The organism is Glutamicibacter sp. AGC84, from assembly GCF_053543575.1.
Map to the genome: position 1 here is coordinate 371,029 of NZ_JBLVOC010000005.1, position 17,154 is coordinate 388,182.

Sequence of the window (17,154 nt, forward strand, 5' to 3'; positions counted from 1 at the left end):
CCGCGACTTTTTTGATGCCCGCCAAGCTACTGCTGCGTGCCCCACGGCAAGGGCATGACCGCAGAGCCGCCATCGGTACGCAACCGCGCGTAGGTGTGCACATCGATGCGTTCTCCGGCAACCAGGAATTTGCCCCGCTCGACACCTTCGTGCAGGAAGCCGTTGCTTTCTGCCACATGCTTCGACCCGGGATTATTTGCCCGCAAGCCCAGCTCCAAGCGGTACAGTCCCAGCTCGTCGAACAGGTAATCCACCAAGGTTGCCACGGCGCGGGTGGCCAGCGACCGGCCCCGGTAATTCTGGTTCATCCAATACCAAATCCACGCGTTCCGATTGGCCGGGTCGACCGTACCGCACACCAGTCCCACCAGCCGATCCCGATATGCGACGGCCATCGCCTGCTGGCGTTCCCCGGCCTCCAGCAGTGCGCGCACATACGACTCAGCCTTTTGCGGGGAATCGGCGTCGCCTTGGCGCAACATGTCGGGGTTCGAGGAGAATGCCTCGAAGACCGCTTCGGCATCCGAAAGGCGCAGCCGGCGCACCGTGAATTCACCGTCGGCATGCACGGTTTCCTTCGGTCCTGCAGATGGCTGCGGATGAGCGGCGGCCGTGCCCTGGTGGAAGAGCAGCTGCCAGCGGCCCTGCTCATGGATCCACAGTGAACTGCGTTCGCTGGGGGAACCGGCGAGCAGCTTCCAGCGCAGCAGCACCAGCTGGTCTGAAAGCTGGAGAGCCACCGGGCTTTCGACTTTCAACGCCCCGGCATCCCGTGCCGGCTCCCGGGCCAGCTGGGCAATGATGGCCTCGCGATCATAGACTCGCCCGCTGGCTCCCACCTCGGCGAACCGAGGATGCAAGCGCCGCTGCAATTGCTCCTGGCTATGGCGTTGGCTGGATTCCAAGAGTTCTTGCTCCAACGAGATGATGGTGCTGGATAGCGCAGAACCTTGGGGAAGCACGATAGGGAAGTCATGGAATGCCATGTCAGCAAGTACATCACAGAAGATGACGGAACTGCGTTCAATGAAGTTCGACTTTATGAGCTGCATCATGCTTATAATCGCTGTAATCCGCGGGAGCCTGAATCGACCAGGCTGAGAGGGCACCGAGCCGACCGCTACACCTGATGCGGGTCATGCCGCCGTAGGAAGGAAGCGTGCCCTTGTGCATGTCAACATTGTTGGCGCCGGGATAATCGGCCTGGCCGTCGCGTTCGAGCTGGAATCACGCGCACACACCGTCACCCTCATCGATCCGGCACCCGGCCAAGGTGCAAGCTACGCGGCAGCAGGAATGCTGGCCCCGGCAGCTGAAACGGTCCGGGGCAATGGCCCGTTGCACCAGCTGCTTGCCGCCTCGAATGCCGCCTATCCGCAGTTCATCGAGCGCATCGCATCGGCCACCGGGCAACGCCCGGACTACTTGCAGAACTCCACGCTCGTTGTCGCCGCAGAGCCTGCGGACCGCGAAGCCCTGCACGAGCTGGCCGAACTGCAGATATCCCTCGGCCTGTCAGCGCAAAAGCTGCTGCCCAGCCAAGCCCGCAAGCTCGAACCAGCCTTGGCCGCCAATATTGCTGGCGCGGTCCTGTGCCAAGATGACCACCAGGTCGACCCTCGATCCATCGTCAAGATCCTGTTGGAGCATCTGCGTCCGCACCTGGTCGAGGAACGGGCGCAGGCACTGGTGACCGACGGGAAGCGGACCACCGCTGTGCGGACCGCATCGGGCCGAATCCTCGAAGCGGAGCAGACCATCGTGGCCACCGGTCTTGGCACCCTCGATGGCTTGAACGAACTTCCGCTGCGCCCGGTCTACGGGGACATCCTCCGGATCCAGGGACCAGCAGGCCCGCCGCTCATCACCCGCACCATCCGCGGCATCGTGCACCGGAAACAGGTGTATCTGGTGCCGAGAAGGGACGGTAGCCTCGTCCTTGGCGCCAGCGTCCGTGAAGACCGGCAACAAGCGGTGAACATTGGCGCGATGCACCTGCTGTTGGACAACGCGAGAAAGCTTGTCCCCGGCATCAGCGACTGCACGCTGAACGAAGCAACGGCCCGGGCACGTCCCGCCACGCCAGATGACCGGCCGCTGCTGGGACGCCTTGATCCAGGGCTGCTGCTCTGCACCGGGTACTCCCGGCACGGCGTGCTGCTGGCTCCGCTGGGCGCAACGCTCACTGCGGATCTCGCCCACGGCCACCAATCCCACCCCTTGCACCAGGCTGTGGATCCCCACCGCTTTGCCAACGCAACCTAGACCGCTCACCGAACGGAGCAGCAACCATGACAAGCATCGGCATCAATTTCAATTCACGGCAACTGAACCTGGACGAAGGAACCACCCTTCGCGAATTCATCAGCACGCAAATCGGCAAGGAACTGGACGCCAACTCGGTGGCCGCTGACGGCAGCAAGCTCGGAGTTGCCGCCGCCGTCAATGGCGCTGTCGTTCCACGCAGCGCCTGGAATAGCTACCTGCTGGCCGAAGGGCACAGCATTGAACTCGTTACCGCGGCCCAGGGAGGCTAGGCATGGAAACGCGCAACATCACCGAGCTGGACATCCACAGCGACCCATTCCAGATCGCCGGACGCACCTTGTCCTCGCGCTTGATCCTCGGCACCGGGGGAGCGAGTTCGCTGACCACCCTGGAAAGCGCCCTGCAGGCCTCCGGAACGGAGCTGACCACCGTGGCCATCCGCCACTTTTCGGCGGCCGGCGCAGGCAACGTGTATGAACTGCTGCAGCGCAACAACGTGATTGCGCTGCCCAACACCGCTGGATGCTTCACCGCCCGCGATGCGATCCTCACCGCGCACCTGGCCCGTGAAGCTCTGGAAACCAATTGGATCAAGCTCGAAGTCATTGCCGATGAGCACACGCTGCTGCCTGACCCGCTGGAACTGCATGCGGCCACCGAGCAACTAGTGGCCGACGGGTTCCAGGTCTTCGCCTACACCAATGACGATCCGGCACTTGCCCAGCGCCTGCAGGACGCCGGGGTTGCGGCAATCATGCCGGCCGGAGCGCCGATCGGCTCGGGCCTGGGGATCCTGAATCCGCACAATATTTCCACCATCGTCTCCCGCGCGCAGGTACCGGTGATCCTTGACGCCGGGGTGGGCACTGCCTCGGATGCGGCCCTGGCCATGGAGCTCGGCTGCGACGCGGTGCTGCTGGCCAGCGCGGTGACCCGGGCGCACAACGCGCCGCTCATGGCCAGGGCAATGAAGGATGCCGTGCGTGCCGGGCGCGCCGCGCGGCTCGCTGGCCGGATCCCGCGCCGCGATACCGCACTGGCCTCCTCACCGGCCGAAGGCATGATGCAAACCCTGGTCGGTGACTTCTCGTGAGCCGGGAAGCCCTGGTAGCGCCCGGCGCGGAGCTGGAACCGGAAGAGCTGGCGCGCTACTCCCGGCACTTGTCCCTGCCCGGGGTGGGAGAAGAAGGGCAACGCCGCATCGCCAACGCCAAGGTGCTGGTTATCGGAGCCGGGGGCCTGGGCAGTCCCATTGCCAGCTACCTGGTCGCTGCGGGAATCGGCACCCTCGGGGTCATCGACGATGACACCGTCGAACTGTCCAATCTGCAACGACAAACCATGCACCGGCAACAGGATGCAGGGCGCCTGAAAGTGGATTCGGTGCGGCGGATGGCCCACGAGCAGAACCGGAACGTCCAGATCATCACCGTGGATGAAAAGCTGGATGAATGCAACGCCGTGGCGCTTTTCAGTGAATACGACTTGGTCATCGACGGCAGCGACAACTTTGCCACGCGGTACCTGTCCAATGATGCCGCGGAAATCACCGGCACCCCGCTGGTGTGGGGAACCCTCTTCCAGTTCTCCGGGCAGGTGTCCGTCTTCGATCCGCGCACCGGCCCGATGCTGCGTGATCTTTTTCCTGAAATCCCCGACGCGGACTCCGTGCCCAGCTGCGCCGAAGGAGGAGTCTTCGGCGCACTGTGCGGCGTTATCGGTTCGGTGATGTGCGCCGAAGCCCTGAAGCTCATTACCGGAATCGGGACCACACTGAGCGGCAAGCTCTGGCTCTATGATGCGCTGGAAGCCAGTGTGCGGACCCTCGAATTCGCTAGGGATCCGCAACGTGAGCCGGTGACCGGGCTGGGGGAGTACCAGCCGGTTTCCTGCGCTGTCGACGGGCATGTCCCGGAGCTCACGGTTCAGCAGCTAGCGGAGCTGGAAGCGGATGAACCGGTATTGCTGGTGGATGTGCGCGAATCCTGGGAACGCGACATCATAGCGATCCCGCACAGCCAGCACCTTCCGCTCGCGCAGCTCAAAGAACGGGGTCTGGGAAAGCTCGCGCACAGCGCTTCGGCGGTCGTATTCGTGTGCAAAACCGGTGCCCGTTCGCAGCAGGCGGCGCGGATCACCATGTCCGGTCGGGATGCAGGCATTGCGGTCTACAGCCTTAGCGGCGGAACCGTGGAATGGGCCAGGCAAGTGCGGGGCCAGCAGGTGGCCTACTAGGGATCAGGCGCATCTTTGGCGCGCAATTCACCGGTGGGAGGTGGAGGCGTTCTGGCATACTGGCGCTATGACGTTGGGAAAGACGCTGGAGATCCGTGAATTGGATAGCCAGGACGAACAGCAGGCAATCGACGCCCACCACTTGATGCTTTGCGAAGACTTCGAGTTCTTGCCGACTTGGTCTGCAGCCGAGGACTGGGAGGACTATATCTACCGGATGAAGGCAGGGCGCCGAGGCGAACACATTCCAGAAGGCTGGGTTCGCTCGGCGCTGTTCGCCGCCTTTGACGAGGGGGACCTGGTTGGCCGGGTTTCCGTCAGATATGAAATCAACGAGAGCCTGTTTCAGGTCGGCGGACATATCGGCTATGGTGTAGTTCCCGAGTATCGTCGCCGTGGTGTGGCACAGGAACTGTGCAAATTCGGGTTGCAGGAACTTCGCGAATCAGGAATTGAACATGCGCTGGTTACCTGTGATTCCGATAACATCGGTTCAAAATCCACCATAGAAAAATGCGGCGGCTTGCTGGACGCTGAACTCCCGGAAATTGAAGTCAACTTTGGGCCTAGCAAGCTGCGTTTTTGGATGCCAACGCGGTCAATCCGCTGAATTCTTTGCGACAGATACATGAAATTCCTGTATGTTCTGACACAGATCAACAGACTATGAGTCTCGAGCGCGTAAACTGGATTGTTGGGTCGACTTTGGCCCCGACTCCACAGACCCAAATTTTCGAGCGGAAGTGAGCCTTCACGCATGTCAGCAAACACCATTACTCGCGATGAACTTCGCAATGTAGCCATCGTTGCGCACGTTGACCACGGCAAGACCACCCTCGTCAACGCCATGCTCCAGCAGACTGGCGCATTCGACAGCCATGGTGAAACCGAAGATCGCGTGATGGACTCAGGTGAGCTGGAACGCGAGAAGGGCATCACCATTCTTGCTAAGAACACCACCGTGTTCTACAACGGCCCAGCAGCCGAGGGCAAGAAGATGACCATCAACGTCATTGACACCCCAGGCCACGCCGACTTCGGTGGCGAGGTGGAACGCGGCCTGTCCATGGTTGACGGCGTGGTTCTGCTCGTTGACGCATCCGAGGGCCCGCTCCCGCAGACCCGCTTTGTGCTGCGCAAGGCATTGAGCGCCAACCTGCCAGTGATCATCGTGGTCAACAAGACCGACCGTCCCGACTCCCGCATCGATGGCGTCATCTCCGACTCCATGGACCTGCTGCTGGGCTTGGCTTCGGACTTGGCTGACGAAGCTCCGGATCTGGACCTGGACGCAATCTTGAACGTTCCTGTCGTCTTCGCCTCGGGCAAGGCCGGCTACGCTTCGATGAACCAGCCTGGCGATGGCACCCTGCCGGACAACGAAGATCTTGAGCCACTGTTCGAGACCATCATCAAGCACGTTCCTGCACCGACCTACACCGAAGGTGAAGTCCTGCAGGCCCACGTCACCAACCTTGACGCTTCGCCATTCCTTGGCCGCCTGGCGCTGCTGCGCATGATCAACGGCACCTTGCGCAAGGGCCAGCAGGTTAACTGGGCTCGCCAGGATGGCACCATGAAGCAGGTCAAGATCACCGAACTGCTGGCCACCCAGGGCCTGACCCGCGTTCCAGCTGACGAAGCTGGTCCAGGCGAGATCGTTGCAGTTGCCGGTATCGAAGACATCATGATCGGCGAGACCCTCACCGACCTTGAGAACCCTAAGCCGCTGCCGCTGATCACCGTTGATCCACCTGCGATCTCGATGACCATCGGTATCAACACCTCGCCACTGGCTGGCAAGGTCAAGGGCGCCAAGGTCACCGCACGACAGGTCAAGGATCGCCTGGACAAGGAACTGATCGGCAACGTTTCGCTGAACATCCTGCCTACCGAGCGTCCAGATGCTTGGGAAGTCCAGGGCCGTGGCGAATTGGCACTGGCCATCCTCGTTGAGCAGATGCGCCGTGAAGGCTTCGAGCTGACCGTTGGCAAGCCACAGGTTGTTACCAAGATGGTTGACGGCAAGGTTCACGAGCCAATGGAACGCATGACCATCGACGTGCCTGAAGAGTACCTGGGTGCTATCACCCAGCTGATGGCATCGCGCAAGGGCCGCATGACCGACATGGCTAACCACGGCACCGGCTGGGTTCGCATGGAGTTCATGGTTCCAGCACGTGGCCTGATCGGCTTCCGTACCCGCTTCATGACCGAAACCCGCGGCGCCGGCATTGCTGCTTCGCTGGCTGAAGGCTACGAGCCATGGGCAGGCCCAATCGAATACCGCATCAACGGTTCGATCGTTGCCGACCGTTCAGGCGTTGTGACTCCATTCGCGATGATCAACCTGCAGGAGCGCATGAACTTCTTCGTGAAGCCAACCGAAGAGGTTTACGAGGGCATGATCGTCGGCGAGAACTCCCGCGCCGACGACATGGACGTGAACATCACCAAGGAAAAGAAGCTCACCAACATGCGTGCTGCTTCCTCGGACTCGTTCGAGAACCTGACCCCACCACGTAACTTGACTCTGGAAGAGTCGCTCGAATTCGCTCGCGAAGACGAGTGCGTTGAGGTTACCCCGGAAGCCATCCGCATCCGCAAGGTTCTGCTGAACGCCAACGACCGTGCCAAGGCTACCCGTGCACGCGCTCGCTCCTAATAAGCGCAAATCCCTCGGCAGCAACTTCTCCGCGCTCTGGCGCGGTGTTGTTGCTGCCGTGGCAGCAGGATTATTCGGGACCGCAATCCACGCCTCCATCAGCTATGTCGGAAACGACATCCCGCTGGTTTGGGGTGTGGGTCTGGCCTGGCTCCTGCTCGGAGTTCTGGTGTACTGGGCTGCGGTTTCTTCATCGAAGCTGTGGGCCGGTGCGCTGGGGTTCATCGGTTGCTATGTGACCGTTGGCCTGATTTCCTATGTGGGCGATGACCAGCTGATCTTGGGCATGGAGTACTACAAGTACCTGCCCGGGCCAACGCTGGCCTCGGCCTTGTGGATGTATGGAATGGTTATTCCATCGGTGATTGCCCTGCTGTGCTCCTTGCGAGTGCTGCGCAAGCAACAACGCCAGAACTGAAAACAGAAGGAGCTCTTCCCACTGGGAAGAGCTCCTTCTGTGTTTAATTAGGCGAAAAGCAGGCTACTGGTCTTTGCGCGCATTGCCGGTGATATCCAGGTGGTGGGCCAAGAACAACGAGGTGGCAACGCCATCTGGATCCGGATCACGCATCGCGTAGTCCTCGATCACAGCGCGCAGCCGGCTCATGAGATCCTTCTGGCTTTCTTCATTGAGCTTCAGGCCCAAGCGGATTACCTGTATCTCCTGGGGATCAAGTCCCTCGATTTCCTGCAGGAAGGTGTCCACCAGCATGGGGGCCGCGTCGGGAATGCGCGTGCCCCAGGACTGCTTGGTGCTGCGGTAGGGCACTTCTTTGGCGCCACGGTTGCCTCGGCGTGATTCTTCTGCCGCGAGGTAACCGTTGCTGACCAGGGTTCGCACGTGATGCAAGGAGGTGGCGGGATTCAAATCGAGAATGTCCGCAATTTCCTTGTTCGTTCGTGACTCATGGAGGCACAAGCGCAAGATGCGAAGCCTCAGCGGGGAGCTGAGGGCTCGTGCTCGCGATTGGACAAGTTTATCGGAGGGCATGGAAACAGCATACGCGAAAAGCGCTGAGTGATTGGCAGTTTCAAATCACATGTCGTCCCAAGCGGTATGGGTGTGCCGCGGCAGCAACCCATGGAAGCAGGAAAATTGCGCGGCTTGCAGGCTGCTACTCGGCGCGAGGGGCACGGGGCCTGCGGCGCGCCGGAGCCGGCGGTACCCGCTTGGCGTGAGTGATCGCCGTGCGGGGGATGCATACCAGTTCAGCCCGGGTTTGGATGCTCACCGATTCCTCCGTCACTTCCTGCAGCTCGCCCAGTGCATCGGAAAAATGCTCACCGGCCCGTCCGTCGGCCAAGCGGTAGCGGACAACAAGCCGTTCACCGTGCGTCACATCACTGAAATTAAGCATTTGGAAACGTCATCTTTTCGTAAGAAGAATTCATCTGGACCCCGGGAAGCTGAAATGTGAATGGTCGATTACGTCACAGCGAGCCAATGGGCGGTCCGATGCATGGGTATCAGGACTAGACTGTAGTTTGAGCTGGTAAAGGATTCAAAGAGCATCTGAGGAAGACCACTAGCTCCTGTTGAAACCACCCAGTGCAAGGAAAGGTCTCGGCCCTCGTGACTTACATCATCGCTCAGCCGTGCGTCGACGTTAAAGACAAGGCGTGCGTCGAAGAGTGCCCGGTAGATTGTATCTATGAAGGTGAGCGCTCGCTCTACATTCACCCGGATGAATGCGTTGACTGCGGCGCCTGCGAACCTGTCTGCCCCGTTGAAGCCATCTACTACGAAGATGACGTGCCGGATGAATGGGCCGACTATTACAAGGCAAACGTCGACTTTTTCGACGAACTTGGATCCCCGGGCGGCGCCGCTAAAATTGGTAACACCGGCACTGACCACCCACTGATCAGCGCCTTGCCACCACAGAACCAAGGCTAGGTTTTCACTTTTATGCTTGAGCTCCCCGATTACCCCTGGAACCAGCTTGCACCATACCGCGAGCAAGCATCCACGCATCCGGGGGGAGTCGTGGACCTGTCGATCGGCACGCCGATCGATGGCACGCCGCAGCTGATCCAGCAGGCGCTGGCCGAGGCGGCGAACTCGCACGGATACCCGACCACGCACGGCACCATTGAAGTTCGCCAAGCCATCGTCGACTGGTTCGCCCGTCGCCGCAATGTCACCGGTTTGAGCACCGATGATGTCATGCCAACGGTCGGCTCCAAGGAAATGGTGGCATGGCTGCCGCTGTTCCTGGGTCTGGGTGCCGGCGACATCGTGGTCCGTCCAGAGATCGCCTACCCCACCTATGACATCGGCGCCCAGCTGGTCGGCGCGACCCCCATCGCCACCGACGACCTTTCGGATTTGACTGCTGAGCAGCGTGAACGCGTGAAGCTCATCTGGGTCAACTCGCCAGGCAACCCGACCGGCAAGGTCCGTGCTACCGCCGAGCTGGCAAGCATCGTGGCCCAGGCGCGTGAAATGGGTGCCGTCGTGGCCTCCGATGAGTGCTACGCCGAACTGGGATGGGATGAATACGAGGGCCAGGTGCCAAGCATCCTGGACCCGGCGGTCAACGGAGGAAACCTCGATGACCTGTTCGCCCTGTACTCGCTGTCCAAGCAGTCGAACCTCGCCGGATACCGCGCCGCTTTCGTTGCCGGCGCCCCGAACCTGATGCCAACTCTGGTCAACAGCCGCAAGCATGCGGGCATGATCGTGCCCGGTCCAATCCAGCACGCCATGGTGGTGGCATTGAATGACGACGAGCATGTTGCGGCGCAGCGCGAGCTGTACCGGGCACGCCGGGCCATGCTGCGGCCAGCGCTGGAGAACTTCGGCCTGGCCATCGACGATTCGGTGGCAGGACTGTACCTGTGGTGCACCGCTGGGCGGCCAAGCTTCGAAACCATCGGGGCGCTGGCGGAACTGGGCATCGTTGCCGGTCCTGGCGTCTTCTACGGCACCGCGGGGGAACGCCATGTACGCGTGGCCTTGACCGCCTCCGATGAGCGGATCGCGGCTGCCGTTGAACGGTTGAATTCTTCCGCCAACCGGTGAAGATGACACCCTAATTAGCTTGAATGGGTCAAATCGCGGTATGTTCTACGGTGACGACTGACCTTTCGGAACTACACGCTTTCCGGTTAGGAGATGCAATGACAGATACCACATCTGCACAGCTACACTTTGGAGAATCCAACCTCGATCTGCCAGTAATTCAGGCAGCAGAGGGCAATGACGGATTTGGCGTAGCCCCACTTTTGAAGACTACCGGGAACGTGACCTACGATCCCGGCTTCATGAACACCGCGGCTACCAAGTCCGCGATTACCTACATCGACGGCGACGCGGGCATCCTGCGCTACCGCGGTTACCCAATCGAGCAGCTGGCCGAGAAGTCCAGCTTCATCGAGGTAACCTACCTGCTGATCTACGGCGAACTGCCGACTGCTGACCAGCTGGCCGAGTTCGACAATTCGCTGCGCCGCCACACCCTGCTGCACGAAGAGCTCAAGGGCTTCTTCGGCGGCTTCCCGCGCGACGCGCACCCGATGCCGGTATTGTCCTCGGCTGTTTCGGCCCTGTCGACCTGGTACCAGGATTCGCTGGATCCGAAGGATGACGCACAGGTTGAGCGTTCGACCCTGCGCCTGCTGGCAAAGCTGCCGGTATTGGCTGCGTACGCGCACAAGAAGTCCATCGGCCAGGCATTGCTGTACCCGGACAACTCGATGAACATGGTCGAGAACTTCCTGCGCCTGTGCTTCGGCACCGCTGCCGAGCCTTACCTTGCGGATCCGGATGTGGTCAAGGCCCTCGACTTGCTGCTGATCCTGCACGCTGACCACGAGCAGAACTGCTCCACCTCCACCGTGCGCCTGGTCGGTTCCTCCGAAGCCAACATGTTCGCTTCGGTTTCTGCCGGCATCCATGCACTGTCGGGCCCAGCCCACGGCGGCGCCAACGAAGCCGTGCTGAAGATGCTGCGCGAGATCCAGTCCTCCGGCATCTCCCCAGAAGACTTCATGCAGAAGGTCAAGAACAAGGAAGACGGCGTACGCCTGATGGGCTTCGGCCACCGTGTGTACAAGAACTACGATCCACGCGCCAAGATCATCAAGAAGACCGCTCACGACCTGCTGGCAAAGCAGGGCAAGAACGAGCTGCTTGAGATCGCGATGAAGCTGGAAGAGACTGCGCTGAACGATGAGTACTTCATCTCGCGCAAGCTCTACCCGAACGTGGACTTCTACACCGGCTTGATCTACACCGCCATGGGCTTCCCGGAGAAGATGTTCACCGTGCTGTTCGCCATCGGCCGTCTGCCAGGCTGGATCGCACAGTGGCGCGAAATGATCAAGGACCCTGAGCTGAAGATCGGCCGCCCACGCCAGCTGTACATGGGTGAAACCGCTCGCGACTACCCCGGCTACCAGGCCTAGGGCGAGTTTCCGGATCCCGGCGGAAGGACCTGTCTTCCCACGCAAGTGGGGCGACAGGTCCTTCCCTGTTTTAAGCGGTACTTCGGGAGTATCCTATGAGGCAGAGGGAACGACAAGTGTGCCGAAGAGTCAGGTGGTATGCATGTACCAACGTCGTGGAAATAATTGGTCGCTAGCCATAAATACCAATCAGAATATGCTGATGGCGTTGTACCTGCGCGAACTGTCAGGCGTCCACCCTACGGAGGCCGGACCCAATAGCCGGCTGGCTTCCAATATCAAGAACCGCAACAAGATCGACGACTCGCATGGACAGCTCAAGCAGGAATGGAGCTCCTGGTGGGATTCGCTGACCGCAATAGCGCCGGCCAAGGAACCGGCGGCCAGCGATGCACTGATTGAACGGCTTCAAGACGACGGCTACCCGGCACTGGCCCGGCTGGCCCGCGCGCACTACGGCCAGGCCACGGTTTTTGCCCAGCAGCATGCCCAGGACTTCGCAGAAAACAGTGGCAAGTACGTGCCGCACCGCATGGATGAGCTGGAAAGAATCCTCATCGACCACGGGGTGGAGCACGGCATGCAATCCACCCGCCAGGAAATCCAGCTCATTGACGTGCCCCTGGACGAGCCCAGGGCATGGCTGACCGGCACAGCTACCATCGTGGCCAGTACGTCGCTGCTACGCGACTCCAAGGCCTTCCACGGCTTCATCCAGCCGATGGTGACCATCATCTTCCCCGGCGGATAGCCGAGCAATAAAAAACTGGCAGATCACTTCCGTGATCTGCCAGTTGGATTGCAGGGCAAGAACTAGTTGGCGTGCAGTGCGCTGTTCAGCTCTACGGTCTGGCCGGCGCGCGGCAACGCCTCAACGGCGCCGGTGATCGAATTGCGGCGGAAGAGCAGGTTCGGCACGCCGGAAAGCTCCAGCGCCTTGACCTGCTTCTCGCCCAGAACCACTCGGGTGCCGGCGGTCACGTACAGGCCAGCTTCCACCACCGAGTCGTCACCGATGGAAATGCCTACACCGGCGTTGGCGCCCAGCAGTACGCGTTCGCCAATGACAATGCGCTCCTTGCCGCCACCGGAGAGGGTGCCCATGATCGAGGCGCCGCCGCCGACATCCGAACCATCGCCGACAACGACCGAAGCGGACACGCGGCCTTCCACCATCGAAGTGCCCAAGGTGCCGGCGTTGAAATTGACGAATCCTTCATGCATGACGGTGGTGCCTTCGGCCAGGTGGGCGCCGAGGCGCACGCGGCCAGCGTCGGCAATGCGCACGCCGGCTGGGACCACGTAGTCGACCATGCGCGGGAACTTGTCCACGCCGTACACGGTGACCGCTCCACGGGCGCGCAGCTTCAAGCGCGTCACCTCGAAGCCCTCTACCTGGCAAGGCCCGAAGTTGGTCCACACGACATTGGCGAGGTGGCCGAAGATGCCGTCGAGGTTGATGCTGTTCGGTTGGACCAGACGATGCGAGAGCAGGTGCAGGCGCAGCCACACATCGGCGGTGTCAGCTGGTGCTACATCAAGATTAATGGTCAGTGAAACGACCTTCTGGGTGGTGCCGCGGGCTGCATCGTCCTGCGCGGCGGCAGCGAGTTCACCGGAGAGCCCTTCAGCCTTGGCGAGTTCGCCCAAGACTGGAGCCGGGTACCAAACATCAAGGATCGTTCCATCGGATGCGACCGTTGCCAGGCCATGGGCTGAGGCTAAACGGACAGATGATTCGCTGGATGTCACAGATTCTGAAGTCATACACTGATCGTATCTTTGTTGCCCGGAGTAACGTTGATAAATGACAAAAAAGTGAAGCTAGAGACTCAGGACGTAGCCAGCCGTGAACGAATTGGACCTGCAGCAAGACGTTGCCCTGCTTACCGAGCAGATCATGAACATTGAATCCGTTTCCGGCAACGAGCAAGAGCTGGCCGACAAGGTGCACCAGGCGCTGCGGAAGCTGGCGCACCTTGAGGTGCACCGGGACCAGGACGCCATCGTAGCGCGCACCAACTTCGGCCGCGAACGCCGCGTCGTGCTGGCCGGGCACCTCGATACCGTGCCTTTGCCGCGCACCGAGGGCGCCAAGGGCACCGTGCCCGCAGAAGTCATCGACGGGGTGCTCTATGGCCGTGGTGCCACAGACATGAAAGGCGGGGTCGCCGTGCAGCTTGCGCTGGCTGCAGAACTAACCGAGGCCAAATACGATATCACCTACGTCTTCTACGACCACGAGGAAGTCGAAGCAGCCAAATCCGGTCTGGGCCGCCTGGCCAAGAACAGCCCGGAACTCCTGGAGGCCGACTTCGCGATCCTGCTGGAACCGACCGACGGCACCGTCGAAGGCGGCTGCAACGGAACCAGCCGCTTCGTCATCCGCACCCGCGGCAAGGCAGCCCACTCGGGACGTGCATGGATGGGGCATAACGCGATCCACGATGCGGGGGAGATCCTGCAGCGGTTGGCTGCCTACCAGCCCCGGACCATCACCGTTGAAGGCTTGGACTACCGTGAAGGCATGAACGCGGTCCGTGTTGCCGGCGGCATTGCCGGCAACGTGATTCCCGATTACTGCGAGGTGGAAGTGAACTACCGCTTCGCTCCGGACAAGACACTGGCCCAAGCTGAAGCCGTGGTCCTTGAGCTTTTCGACGGCTTCGACATTGAACGCACCGATGGCGCTGATGGCGCCAAACCCGGTTTGGACCAGGAGATCGCCGCAGACCTGATCAAGGTACTGGGCCAGGAACCGAAGCCGAAATACGGATGGACCGATGTTTCCCGCTTCTCTGCTCTGGGCATCTCTGCCGTGAACTTCGGCCCGGGCGATGCGCTGCTGGCGCACAGCGATGATGAGCATGTGCCGCAGCAGGCCATTCGCGATTGCCTGCAGACCCTGCGCACTTGGATGGGCTAGCGCAGAGGCTGGGATGATCAGCTCTTTGAAGAGACAAAAAATCTCCGTACCGCGTGAATCATGCGGTACGGAGATTTTTTGTTTCAGCTGCTAGGCCTTGGGATCGGAAGGATCTTGTGGCGCTGGCACGTCGAGGCCGGCTGGGGCGCCGACTATGGCTGCGGCCGGGGCATTCTTCTCCTTCTTCACCCGGCTGCTCAGCCGGCGCGAGACAATCACGGCAATCTTGCTCAAGGTGAAATTGATGATGATGAAGATGGCTGCCGCCACAATCAGCGCCTGCAGGACGTTGCCGTTAGGCGAGGAGTAGGTGCGGGCGAAGAACAGCAACTCGTTGAAGCTGATGATGTAGCCCAAAGCCGAGTCCTTCAAGATCACAACGAACTGGCCGATCAACGCCGGCAGCATGGCGACCAGCGCCTGCGGAATCTCGATGTGGCGCAGCGACATGCCACGGGTCAGGCCGATCGCTATGCCTGCCTCGCGCTGTCCCTTGGGCAGATTGTGCACGCCTGAACGGACCAGCTCCGCAACGACCGAGCCGTTGTAGAAGATCAGTGCCGCGACCACGGCCCACATCGCCGTATCACCTGACAGCTGCAGGGAACGGGAGAAGAAGACGTTGAAGAACACGATCATCAGCAGCACTGGTACCGCGCGGAAGAATTCGACGATCACGGTGGAGATTCCGTTGATCAGCTTATTCTGCGCCAAGCGGCCGACACCGAAGATCAGGCCGAAGATCACCGAGCCGATGATGCCCAGGACCGCTGCCTTGGTGGTGTTCCACAAGCCCGGAAGCAGGTAGTTCTTCCAGGTGCTGCCTTCGATGAAGTCATCCCATTGCGAAGGCTGCATCTGGTCCTTGGCGGCCAGGCCGAGGACGATCCACGCCACGATGCCCAAGGCAATCAAGGCGCCGACTATGTTTACCGCCAAGATGCGGCGGCGGGCCTTTGGCCCGGGAGTATCAAAAAGAATCGACGCGCTCATCGTGCCACCGCCAGTTTCTTAGAAGCCCAAGTAGTCAGCAGGCCCACCGGAATGACGATGATCACGAAGCCCACCGCGAAGGTCAAGAAGATCGGGATCACGATATCTGCGCGGAACTCAATCATGGTCTTCATGACCGAGGAGGATTCCGTGGCAACCGAACCGACCGCTGCGACGGTGGAGTTCTTGATCAAGGCGATCAAGGTGTTGCCCAAGGGGACAATCGCGCCGCGGAAGGCCTGCGGCAGAATCACCAAACGCGCTGCGGGCAAGAAGCTCAGGCCGATGGCGCGAGCAGCTTCTGCCTGTCCCAGGGGAACCGTGTTCACGCCAGAGCGGATCGCTTCGCACACGAACGCCGCGTGGTAAACCGCAAGGCCAAGGACGGCGAGGCGGAAGAAGTTTCCCTGGAAATCGCTGCTGAGCACGAATCCGAGCTGGCCGTAGAGGGCCAGCACGCAGAACAGGATGATGATGGTCAGCGGGGTATTGCGAATCAGGTTGACGTAGCTGGTGCCCAGGGCCTGGAAGCTCCCCACGGGGGAGATGCGCAGCAAGGCCAAGATGGTGCCCAGCACGAGGGAGCCAATGGCAGCCCAGAAAGTTAGTTGGATATTGACCCAGAAAGCTCCGGGAATGTCGTACTCAGTGAATATGGATAAGTAATTCTCCACTGCAAGCCTCTGTCTCGATGGCCGGAAAACCGGCCAAGCGGCTATGGGTCCGGTACCTGCATTAGCTGGTACCTGGGAAACGCAGATTGCAGATGGGGGCCAAACACGCTGCGTTTGGCCCCCATCGCATCAGATGCTGCTAGGCGCAGGAATCCGAAAGGGTTGGCGGGTTGGTTTCAGCGTTCGGCTTGTAACCGGTGCCTTCGGTGTTCTTGTCCAGGGCCTTCTGCCACTCGCCGGACTCGATCATCTTGGTGATTGCCGCATTGATGTCGCCGCACTTGTCGGTGCCATCAGGCAGGCCCACGCCGTAGTTCTCTTCGGTGAATGGCGCGCCGACAACCTTGAACTTGCCCTTGTAGGCAGGCTGCGCAGCCAGGCCGGCAAGGATGATGTCATCGGTGGTAACCGCGTCAATGGTGCCGCCACTCATCTGGGTGGTGCACTCTGCATAGCCCGGAAGCTCCTGCAGGTTGGTGTTCTGGGCGTAGTTGTCCTTGACCTTCTGGGCCGAGGTGGAACCGGTGACCGAGCACAGGTTCTTGCCATCCAGGTCCTCTGGGCCGGCGATATCCGAGTCGGATGGAACCAGCAGGTCCTGGCCGGCGACAAAGTATGGACCAGCGAAGTCGACAACCTTGTTGCGCTCATCGGTGATCGAGTAGGTTGCGAAGATCATGTCAACCTGGTTGTTCTGCAGCATGGTCTCGCGGTTGGCCGACGGTGCCGAAATGAATTCGATCTTGTCCTCGGTGTAGCCCAGTTCGCTGGCTACGTACTTGGCGACGTCAACGTCGAAACCGGTGTAGTTATCGCCGTCCTTGAAGCCGAGTCCCGGCTGGTCGTACTTGATGCCGATGCGGATCTTGTCGCCGTCGGCTTCGCTGTCGCCGGAGCCGCCACATGAAGTCAGGGCCAGGGCTGCGACGGCGGCCATTGCGGCTACAGTGCCGAAACGAGTCTTGCGCATTGTTCCTCCTATT

19 protein-coding genes and 1 riboswitch are annotated in these 17,154 nt (G+C 60.8%); of the genes, 12 read left to right on the forward strand and 7 right to left on the reverse strand.

All coding sequences use genetic code 11. From position 1 onward, the window contains the following. Positions 1 to 26 precede the first annotated feature (26 nt). A complete protein-coding gene (locus ACNPN0_RS03595) occupies positions 27 to 1,055 on the reverse strand; it encodes a GNAT family N-acetyltransferase (RefSeq protein ID WP_332498443.1) in 1,029 nt (342 codons plus the stop codon). 10 nt (positions 1,056 to 1,065) lie between these two features. Further along, a riboswitch (TPP riboswitch) is annotated at positions 1,066 to 1,170 on the forward strand. Between ACNPN0_RS03595 and thiO the strand changes: the two genes are divergently transcribed. From thiO to ACNPN0_RS03630, 7 genes are all read left to right on the forward strand, one after another. Continuing rightward, the gene (thiO, locus tag ACNPN0_RS03600; RefSeq protein WP_448937681.1) at positions 1,168 to 2,265 is read left to right on the forward strand and encodes a glycine oxidase ThiO; all 1,098 of its coding nucleotides are present in this window, start codon (positions 1,168 to 1,170) and stop codon (positions 2,263 to 2,265) included. It overlaps the preceding riboswitch by 3 nt. 26 nt (positions 2,266 to 2,291) lie before the next feature. Beyond that, positions 2,292 to 2,537 (forward strand): sulfur carrier protein ThiS, encoded by a 246-nt coding sequence (gene thiS, locus ACNPN0_RS03605; protein ID WP_105657546.1) that lies wholly within the window; start codon positions 2,292 to 2,294, stop codon positions 2,535 to 2,537. Between the two features lie 2 nt (positions 2,538 to 2,539). Beyond that, positions 2,540 to 3,361: a thiazole synthase gene (locus tag ACNPN0_RS03610; protein WP_332727127.1), complete on the forward strand. Its 822-nt coding sequence runs from the start codon at positions 2,540 to 2,542 to the stop codon at positions 3,359 to 3,361. Further along, positions 3,358 to 4,503, forward strand: a complete 1,146-nt coding sequence (moeB, locus tag ACNPN0_RS03615; RefSeq protein ID WP_448937682.1) for a molybdopterin-synthase adenylyltransferase MoeB — start codon at positions 3,358 to 3,360, stop codon at positions 4,501 to 4,503. The genes ACNPN0_RS03610 and moeB overlap by 4 nt, the downstream gene beginning before the upstream one ends. 67 nt (positions 4,504 to 4,570) lie before the next feature. After that, on the forward strand, positions 4,571 to 5,113 hold the full coding sequence (locus tag ACNPN0_RS03620; protein ID WP_448937683.1) for a GNAT family N-acetyltransferase: 543 nt from the start codon (positions 4,571 to 4,573) through the stop codon (positions 5,111 to 5,113). A 147-nt stretch (positions 5,114 to 5,260) separates the two neighbouring features. After that, the gene (typA, locus tag ACNPN0_RS03625; protein WP_105657542.1) at positions 5,261 to 7,168 is read left to right on the forward strand and encodes a translational GTPase TypA; all 1,908 of its coding nucleotides are present in this window, start codon (positions 5,261 to 5,263) and stop codon (positions 7,166 to 7,168) included. After that, a complete protein-coding gene (locus ACNPN0_RS03630) occupies positions 7,149 to 7,586 on the forward strand; it encodes a hypothetical protein (protein WP_105657541.1) in 438 nt (145 codons plus the stop codon). Before typA ends, ACNPN0_RS03630 begins: the two co-directional genes overlap by 20 nt. A 63-nt stretch (positions 7,587 to 7,649) precedes the next feature. Here the strand turns inward: ACNPN0_RS03630 and ACNPN0_RS03635 are convergent, their stop codons facing one another. Together ACNPN0_RS03635 and ACNPN0_RS03640 are read right to left on the reverse strand one after the other, a co-directional pair. After that, positions 7,650 to 8,159, reverse strand: a complete 510-nt coding sequence (locus tag ACNPN0_RS03635; RefSeq protein WP_105657540.1) for a helix-turn-helix domain-containing protein — start codon at positions 8,157 to 8,159, stop codon at positions 7,650 to 7,652. Between the two features lie 124 nt (positions 8,160 to 8,283). Further along, positions 8,284 to 8,526 (reverse strand): putative acetyltransferase, encoded by a 243-nt coding sequence (locus ACNPN0_RS03640; RefSeq protein WP_448937684.1) that lies wholly within the window; start codon positions 8,524 to 8,526, stop codon positions 8,284 to 8,286. Between the two features lie 215 nt (positions 8,527 to 8,741). Between ACNPN0_RS03640 and fdxA the strand changes: the two genes are divergently transcribed. From fdxA to ACNPN0_RS03660, 4 genes are all read left to right on the forward strand, one after another. Further along, entirely contained in the window at positions 8,742 to 9,065 is a 324-nt protein-coding gene (fdxA, locus tag ACNPN0_RS03645; RefSeq protein ID WP_013349521.1) for a ferredoxin, read from the forward strand. 12 nt (positions 9,066 to 9,077) lie between these two features. Further along, positions 9,078 to 10,193 (forward strand): succinyldiaminopimelate transaminase, encoded by a 1,116-nt coding sequence (dapC, locus tag ACNPN0_RS03650; protein ID WP_105657538.1) that lies wholly within the window; start codon positions 9,078 to 9,080, stop codon positions 10,191 to 10,193. A 98-nt stretch (positions 10,194 to 10,291) separates the two neighbouring features. Further along, a complete protein-coding gene (locus ACNPN0_RS03655; RefSeq protein WP_448937685.1) occupies positions 10,292 to 11,578 on the forward strand; it encodes a citrate synthase in 1,287 nt (428 codons plus the stop codon). A 202-nt stretch (positions 11,579 to 11,780) separates the two neighbouring features. Continuing rightward, positions 11,781 to 12,329: a hypothetical protein gene (locus tag ACNPN0_RS03660; protein WP_448937686.1), complete on the forward strand. Its 549-nt coding sequence runs from the start codon at positions 11,781 to 11,783 to the stop codon at positions 12,327 to 12,329. Between the two features lie 62 nt (positions 12,330 to 12,391). Here ACNPN0_RS03660 and dapD read toward each other — a convergent pair whose 3' ends face one another. Continuing rightward, positions 12,392 to 13,345, reverse strand: coding sequence for a 2,3,4,5-tetrahydropyridine-2,6-dicarboxylate N-succinyltransferase (gene dapD / locus ACNPN0_RS03665; protein ID WP_105657535.1), 954 nt, complete (start codon positions 13,343 to 13,345; stop codon positions 12,392 to 12,394). A gap of 82 nt (positions 13,346 to 13,427) precedes the next feature. On the opposite strand from dapD, the gene dapE reads away from it, so the two are divergent. Continuing rightward, complete coding sequence (gene dapE, locus ACNPN0_RS03670) at positions 13,428 to 14,504, forward strand: succinyl-diaminopimelate desuccinylase (protein ID WP_448937687.1); 1,077 nt, start codon at positions 13,428 to 13,430, stop codon at positions 14,502 to 14,504. 90 nt (positions 14,505 to 14,594) lie between these two features. Here the strand turns inward: dapE and ACNPN0_RS03675 are convergent, their stop codons facing one another. From ACNPN0_RS03675 to ACNPN0_RS03685, 3 genes are all read right to left on the reverse strand, one after another. Next, positions 14,595 to 15,497, reverse strand: a complete 903-nt coding sequence (locus ACNPN0_RS03675) for an amino acid ABC transporter permease (protein WP_448937688.1) — start codon at positions 15,495 to 15,497, stop codon at positions 14,595 to 14,597. Further along, a complete protein-coding gene (locus ACNPN0_RS03680) occupies positions 15,494 to 16,171 on the reverse strand; it encodes an amino acid ABC transporter permease (protein WP_448937689.1) in 678 nt (225 codons plus the stop codon). The genes ACNPN0_RS03675 and ACNPN0_RS03680 overlap by 4 nt, the downstream gene beginning before the upstream one ends. Before the next feature lie 139 nt (positions 16,172 to 16,310). After that, the gene (locus ACNPN0_RS03685; protein WP_105657531.1) at positions 16,311 to 17,141 is read right to left on the reverse strand and encodes a glutamate ABC transporter substrate-binding protein; all 831 of its coding nucleotides are present in this window, start codon (positions 17,139 to 17,141) and stop codon (positions 16,311 to 16,313) included. Between the last annotated feature and the right edge of the window lie 13 nt (positions 17,142 to 17,154).